The following is a 7,507-nucleotide window of genomic DNA, read 5'->3' on the forward strand; positions in this document are numbered from 1 at the left end:
ACATGAACAAAGCCTTTCTCTTTCAGGTAAATTCAAATGTCCCGTGTGACAAAAGACATTTCTTCCGGACATTGAACGCCTTAAGGTTGTTTCGGTATTGTGAAAACCAGAAAGATTTGAGGGGTACATAAGATACTTTGCAGAAGAAGTAAGAGCTTCTTGAAAGGTAGTTGTATTGTTTATATAATTCATGGCATGGATCTTCATTTTGGTTGAGATGCTACATCTTGCAGGATGCAACTCAAACATAAAGGAAGATCCTTTTTTATTCAATGCATAAATAATTTTTATTTTTTGCAATCACATAAAAAAAGTGATTGCCCCTTTCTTTTTTCAAAAATAAAACCGTTACCCCTGCGGGTAACGGTTTTCCGTCAGTACCGGTACCTGACAGGTGCCGGCCGCGGCTGATACTGCTAAGCCTTCGGTCTGGCATCACCGCCGATGGTTTCAAGCTTGGCTTCAGTACCGTCCTTAAGATTCTTGACAAAGATATCCATCTGATTAAAGGCGATTTCTATGTCATGTTCACGGAATGTCTTCAGAATATCTGAATTGATGGTATCAATACACGGATATCTGTCTGCAATCTTGCTGGTATACAGATAGAAATCAATGTTCAGATTACTGTCGGCAAATTCCATGAAATAGACTTTAGGATTAGGAACCTTCACCACATACGGATTTCTGTCGGCAATTTCATAAAGCAGAGCCTTTACCTCATCCATGTCGGAACCGTAGCCGACGCCAATCTTTATAACCACGCGGGTCACGGTATCTCTTAAGGTCCAGTTTGTCAGCGAGCTGGTAATGAGTGAACGGTTTGGAATCACGTATTCCTTCAGGTCAAAGTCCACAATGGTGGTTGCTCTGATACGTATCTTCGAAACCGTACCGCTGTGATCGTTAATGGTGATGATGTCACCTATACGGACAGGTCTTTCAAACAGGATGATAATACCTGATATGAAATTGGCGAAGATTTCCTGCAGACCAAAACCCAGACCTACGGAGAGAGCCGCCACCAGCCACTGAACCTTGTCCCACCCTATACCGAGACTTGAAGCGCAGAACAGTACGCTGAAGGCTATCAGCAGATAGGAAATGATGGTGGTTACTGAGTAACTGTACTTCTGCAGAGATGCGAACCTGTTGAGAATGAACACCTGAATCGCACCCGGCAGGTTCTTGACCAGCACCGTGGCCAGCACGATGTTATAGAACACCAGCATAAAATCAAACAGGGTTATGGCACGTCCGGCATCACCGCTGCCCACCTTGTAGAGAATATAATTCTTCAGATAGCTGGTTACGGTAAGCAGATCACCCCAGATTTTATACAGAATAATCACCAGCAGCAGCACGAAGATGTTATCAATAATGCTTACGGCCTGCTCACTGATCTTAAAGGTGTTCATTACTGAGGACTTATCCAGAATATAGTCATCTATATTTTCCGGAGATTCAGAACCGGCTTCAACTCCCTCAGCTTCAGCCTTCTTGCGGTTCTGTTCCATTTCAGCCATTTTCTGCTTCAGTCTGATCTTGTTTGCCACCACCTTGATGGTACGTTTAATCAGGCTTCTGAGCAGATCATATGTAAGCACGATATACAGTGAGACTATGAACTTTTCATAAACTCGCACGCTTGAATAGTAGTACCCCATGTAGGTTATCACCACCAGAGACAGACAGGTGCCTATGGCTATGGCCAGAGCAAACTTCTTGCGGAGCAGGAATTCCTCATTCTTATAATTGACGACAAACATGTAGATAAATTCATAAGCAATGTATGCTGACAGCACCATGGTAATGAACTGTCCCACATAGTCGTCGGAAAACATCTTCGGATAGAGAGTTCTCCACAGCACAATGGAACCGATAACGCAGATTACGAAAAATATTCTCATGAAGCTCTTGTAGATCTTCTGATTGTACGGTATTCCGAAATATCTTTCGTTCACGCCGCCGGCCGAATAGAATTTGGAAAAGAATACGGATGCTCCGACAAGAAGGGATATTGACAGAGCCACGTAAATCAGTGCACCGTGAATCATGGAATCTTCAGAACCGGAAACCCCCACCATGCACACCTGAATATAACCCACGATGAAGGTAATCACTGCAAACTTGAAACCTGCCATGAAATCCGCAAACAGACAGATTGGCACATCAATGTAACCTGTTTTGGAAATCTTGTTGGCATACTTGCCGAGCTCTTCCTTCTTTTCCCTGAAAATGCCACAGAAATAAATAACAACTGACAGGAAAATCATAAGCATCAGAATTCTGAAGATTTCTCCTGAGGACGGATGCTTGAAATACAGGGAATGTATTATCTTTGCATAGAAAAGCTCACCGTTATCCCTCTTGGTACGGAGTTCCTTGAACCATCTCTTTGATATGCCTGAATTGGAAGGATTCCAGAACATGGCATTATCAGTCTTCAGACGCAGGTTGTTCTGAAGCTTGGTGTAGTTTTCATTGTTGATCTGCAGATTGATGGCATTGCGGGTATAGTTGTTCAGCAGTGTATTCAGTTCAGTAATCAGTCTTTCACGGATTTTGATGTTCTTGTCAACCAGAGCCTCAAGTTCTCTGTTTTCTTCAAAATCCTTGCTGTATTTCTGCCTGATTTCCCTGCTGAATACATCAAGTGAATCCAGCTTGGTCTTGTTTGTATACTGCAGCATCTGTCTTTCAGAAGTCTTGTCCACAAAATTATCCGGCATGGCAAACTTTCTGTAAAGATGCGTTGGATCGGACAGAATCTTGGCAAGATAGAAAGATCCCTTGAAGTAATGAATCTGATTGTCAATGTCGGAATCAAACTTCTTTGCCTCCTCAATCAGATTAAGGAGCTGATTATTGTCGGATACAATCTCGTTGTTTTCGTCATTAACCTCTTCAATGAGATTCTGGAGCTGGTTGTTTTCATTTGACAGCATGGAGAGTGCCGGATGTTCTCCTGAATTCTTCACAACCTCATCCACGAGCTCCTTGGTTTCCTGAAGCTCATTCTTGCGCAGATCATTCTGAAGAATCACCAGACCGTCCAGGAATCTTGAACATTCTTCAGCCATTTCCTGCTTGAGTCCCAGAATATAGGTCATGTTCTTGTATGAAATCTCACTGTTGTTCAGCACGAACTGAATCATGTTGATTTCACTGGTATATCTGGTATTGAGGGCCTTGAGACTCAGGTACTGTGACTCGTTGATAGAAACATCCGTTTCCTTGAGTTTGATGTTGTTTTCAAGAATCAGATTTGACAGCTCGCCGACCTTAGACGTAGCGTCCTTGATATAGTTGTTGGAATTGTCGTGATAAGATTTGAATTTCTGGTATGCGGCATTGAATGAATCGCGTTTTGCGGTGTATTTTGCAATCAGCAGAACCAGATCCTGACTGGTTATTTTCTTGAGTGTCTTGCGATCCTTTTCCAGTTCCTTAAAGAATTCGTTGTGTTCTTTAAGGTATTTGTTATTGTTCAGATCCAGATTTACAAAGCCTTCAATTCTCTTGAACTTGGCATTGGTATCAATAATTATTTTATTGCTTTCCTGAATGTTGCGGTAATCATCAAGACTTGACTGCTCCTCTGAACCGATGGTTCCGTCCTTTTCCTTTGCACTCAGGGCCTTTACCCTGTTTTCAATTTCGGTAACCGTCACGCCTATTCTTGACGGATCGGATTCATTCACGTCTTCCACCACGGAAGCGTAAGCTATGGATGCAGCAAACAGAAGAATGCTGAAAAAAGAAAATAACTTAATGTATCTCATGATATCTGATTCATTCATCCCGAAATGTCTTTCAGGGAAATACCGTAGATTAAATTTTTAACGAAAACAAGTTTTCTTTTTTTCACGAAAACATGAAATAAAAGAAAAAAACACCTGAGCGATTATATCAAAAATTCATATGAAGATGATCAGCCGGAGGCATATAAAGGCATTACCGGACCGTGAATTCATAAATTCCGTCGGAGACAGCTGCCACGTCGTTCAGTCACGGCTAATAAAATCCGCGAAACATTGCCAAATGCCGGTGAATTGGGTACGATTGTGTTATATAATTCGCCCGGCGGTTTTTACATCCGGGCGCCATTAATAACAATTAATGTATGATGACTGATTTAAGTTCAGCCGGTCGCGACAGAATATACCGCATACCATAACAGCAGCTACTTTTTAATACATGAAAAACATATATCCTCAATACCCCCTGTTTCCTGAATCTGACAATGATGAATACCTTAATCTCATGCAGCTCTGCAGAGAACTGTCCATCTCCTATGCCACCGGCTCAAACTGGCTGAGACTCGGTAAAATAACCAAATCGGAACAGGGATTCAGCCGTCGTTATGTTGAACAGCTGAAAAAGGATCTGAACGAACAGGATCTTGCTCTGAAGTCCAGAAGAAACAAAAGACTTTCCGGCGGTCGCAAGCTTTATGTCGCCTATCTGCCCAAGTATTCTGCCAACATTGAGCCGGTTGTCAGCATTTCAAATTTTCTCACTGACGAAGACCTTGAGGTGACTGATGAACTTCTGCGCACCATACTGACCGGTGCGGCGGTAAGCCTTATCTGCCAGCAGGCTGCCCCGGAAATCACTTCAGCCGTTGCCGAAGCTGAAAGACTCGGCAAATCCGTTCTCGAGCTGGTACTGGGCAGACAGATAAAACTCGGCAGATTCACCAGACTGCTTGAACCTCTGCTTCCGAAAGACATAAACAGAGCCATGATTGATCTTGAAAACTATCCTGAGCTCTTCTATCAGGACTTTCATCAGGAAAACCAGGCTGATACGCTGGGATTTCTGTACATATCCTGTCAGAACCTCGGCAGAAGAAAGGCTCACGGCATTTATTACACTCCGACAGATGTGGTGGTCAGGGCGGTAAACAGTCTTATAGCCGACGGAAACTATCATGACAAGGCATTCATAGATCCGTGCTGCGGTACCGGAAACTTCCTGATGCAGCTTCCTGATGATATTCCATTCAACAACATTTACGGAAATGATCTGGACGAAACAGCCATTGTACTGGCGAGAATCAGTATGGCACTGAAATACCCTGAGGTATCAGCAGAAATGCTGGAATCACATCTGCAGATCTCCAATTACCTCACCAGCATCTTCAAACTGGGCGAATTCGACTGTATTCTCGGCAATCCGCCATGGGGAAGCATATTCAGTGAAGAAGAGGAAAAATTCATCAGGGAAAACTTCATCTGTGCGGGCAAATGCCGTCATCCTGAATCCTTCGAGCTGTTCATTGAGGAAGCGATAAAGGAACTCAAGCCTGAAGGCACACTGTCCTTCGTTGTGCCCGAGGCTCTGCTCAACGTCAAATCGCATAAGAACGTACGTGAGCTGATTATGCAGGAAACCAATATCAGCGAAATTGAATATATCGGTGACGTTTTCGACGGCGTGCAGTGTCCGGCCATTATTCTGAAGCTTTCCAAAAGCAGTAAGGGAATCAATACCAGAGGGATGATTATCAGAACCCCAAAGCGCGAATTCGTCATCGGCAGAAAACGCCCTGTAACCTCTGACGGCTTCAGCTTTAATCTGGATGACAGTGAATACGAGATAATCAGACAGATCAGCAGATGCGGCAGATATACCCTTAAGGATCATGCATCCTTTGCTCTGGGGATTGTCACCGGCAATAACAGGGAGCTTCTGTCCCCTGCTCCGAGAAGCAGCGCCAGTGAACCGATTATCTGCGGAACTGACATCAGCAGGTACGGCTATGAAACCGGCAGAAACTACGTTGAATTCAGTCCGGAAAGATTCCAGCAGTGCTGCGCTCCGGAATTTTTCAGAACAAAGGAAAAGCTAATCTACCGCTTCATAAGCAAACGACTGACGTTTGCCTACGACAACAGACAGGTTCTTACCCTGAACAGTGCAAATATTCTCATACCTGATATCAGTGAACTGGATATCATGTGCGTTCTGGCCCTGCTCAATTCCCGTATTCTGCAGTTCTACTTCTGGCACAGCTTCAATTCATGTAAAGTGCTCCGTTCTCATCTGGAAGCCCTCCCGCTGCCTGAAATCAGCGATGATGAGCAGGCCGTTATCAGAGCTCTGGTGCTCAGGCTTACGAATATGGATAATCTGCAGCCTGAATCCACTCCGTATCTGGAAAAACAGGTTTTATCCACAGACACAGACAGTAAAGACAGAGAAGCTCTCTATGACGAACTGGACCTGCACATAGCAAATCTGTACGGTCTCAGCAGAAAGCAGTACGCACTTATCAGAGAAGCTACCGAAAAAGACTGTATACTCTGACAAAAACCTCTTTTTTTTCATGGTAAATCATCTGTGTGAGTATTTTTTCTCACACTTTGTGAGATATTTGCCATAGTCGTGTGAGAGTAAAACTGTTTTTCATTTTTTGTCATATTATTTTAAAAACAACTTACAAGCCTTGAAAACAGGCCTTTTAGCTCATAAAAATTTTTCATGATGATATTCTGCAAAGCTGAAATAGTGATATTAATCATTAAATTCAATTTTCCCAAAATATACAATTAAAACAGGTTAAGGAAGACATGGAAGTCTGATAATGGCAGGACGCCGGATAACTTAACTTTAAGGGCAGGATGCCTGATAACAGGATGTTTACAGGCAAGATGCCGGTCTGGAACACGGATGTTCCATCTGAAGACTTACCGAAAGGATTTCGGATTAATCTTAAATTGAGAGTATTAAAGAATTCATATGCTGTCAGGACAGGAAGTTCTGACAGTTTTTTTTGCTTACGGCAACCACCCAGCGCTCATGTCCGCACATATGATTTATCTTCCGATATCACTGCACTATTACTTATAAATAAATCTCTGAGTTTCTCTCATGACACTTAATAATCAGTCTGGCTGTATCTCATCTCTGGTCCGGCCCGGATATCAATCTCTTTACAGCCTTAAAAACAATGCCTGTTCCTGAGTGTTTTCACGTCGAAAAAAGGCTTTATCCTACCTTAGTGTGAGACATTTGCCATATTATTGTAAGCATTGCACAAAACGTTATTCTCGTAATTTGAATAACAATAATTTCATAATCCCTTTATTTTCAATGGTTCAAGCGATGTCTCACAAGGCTTACAGAAATTTTAAATCAAAATTTTATTGATCTGGATCATTTATTTCAAGATCCTAAGTATCTAGAATAGCAGGTGTTGAGGGAGACAAGGATGTCTCAAAGCAAGATGCTACCTCGAACGCTGTACGGGTTATGACTGAAATACAGGATGTATTCACGATATGACCCAGGAACATGGATGTTCCTGAAACACCGCTTGATTTTACAGGGACGTAAAAGAAAGAGCGACGATTTTAAAACACACACATGTAAGTCAAGGGTTCGAACAGTTCATGATGAACGATTTAGTTCGAACCTTCTTTTTTTTCCGGGCTTTATTTTTTCCTCAGACCTGACACCACCTTCCCTCTTTCCAAGACATCAGCATCAGACCGGCACC

3 protein-coding genes are annotated in these 7,507 nt (G+C 42.8%); 1 reads left to right on the forward strand and 2 read right to left on the reverse strand.

Annotated elements, in window-relative coordinates:
- Together BMY80_RS12460 and BMY80_RS11385 are read right to left on the reverse strand one after the other, a co-directional pair.
- Positions 1 to 249, reverse strand: a 249-nt coding sequence (locus BMY80_RS12460) for a hypothetical protein (protein WP_218140364.1), incomplete at its 3' end; no start/stop codon positions are given.
- Positions 250 to 416: 167 nt separating this feature from the next.
- Positions 417 to 3,785 carry a mechanosensitive ion channel domain-containing protein gene (locus BMY80_RS11385; RefSeq protein ID WP_177178584.1) on the reverse strand — a complete coding sequence of 1,123 codons (3,369 nt, stop codon included), beginning with the start codon at positions 3,783 to 3,785 and terminating at the stop codon, positions 417 to 419.
- Positions 3,786 to 4,200: 415 nt separating this feature from the next.
- On the opposite strand from BMY80_RS11385, the gene BMY80_RS11390 reads away from it, so the two are divergent.
- The gene (locus tag BMY80_RS11390; protein WP_093143786.1) at positions 4,201 to 6,315 is read left to right on the forward strand and encodes a TaqI-like C-terminal specificity domain-containing protein; all 2,115 of its coding nucleotides are present in this window, start codon (positions 4,201 to 4,203) and stop codon (positions 6,313 to 6,315) included.
- Positions 6,316 to 7,507: the final 1,192 nt, after the last annotated feature.

The sequence above is a fragment of the Ruminobacter amylophilus genome, from assembly GCF_900115655.1.
GTDB lineage: Bacteria > Pseudomonadota > Gammaproteobacteria > Enterobacterales > Succinivibrionaceae > Ruminobacter > Ruminobacter amylophilus.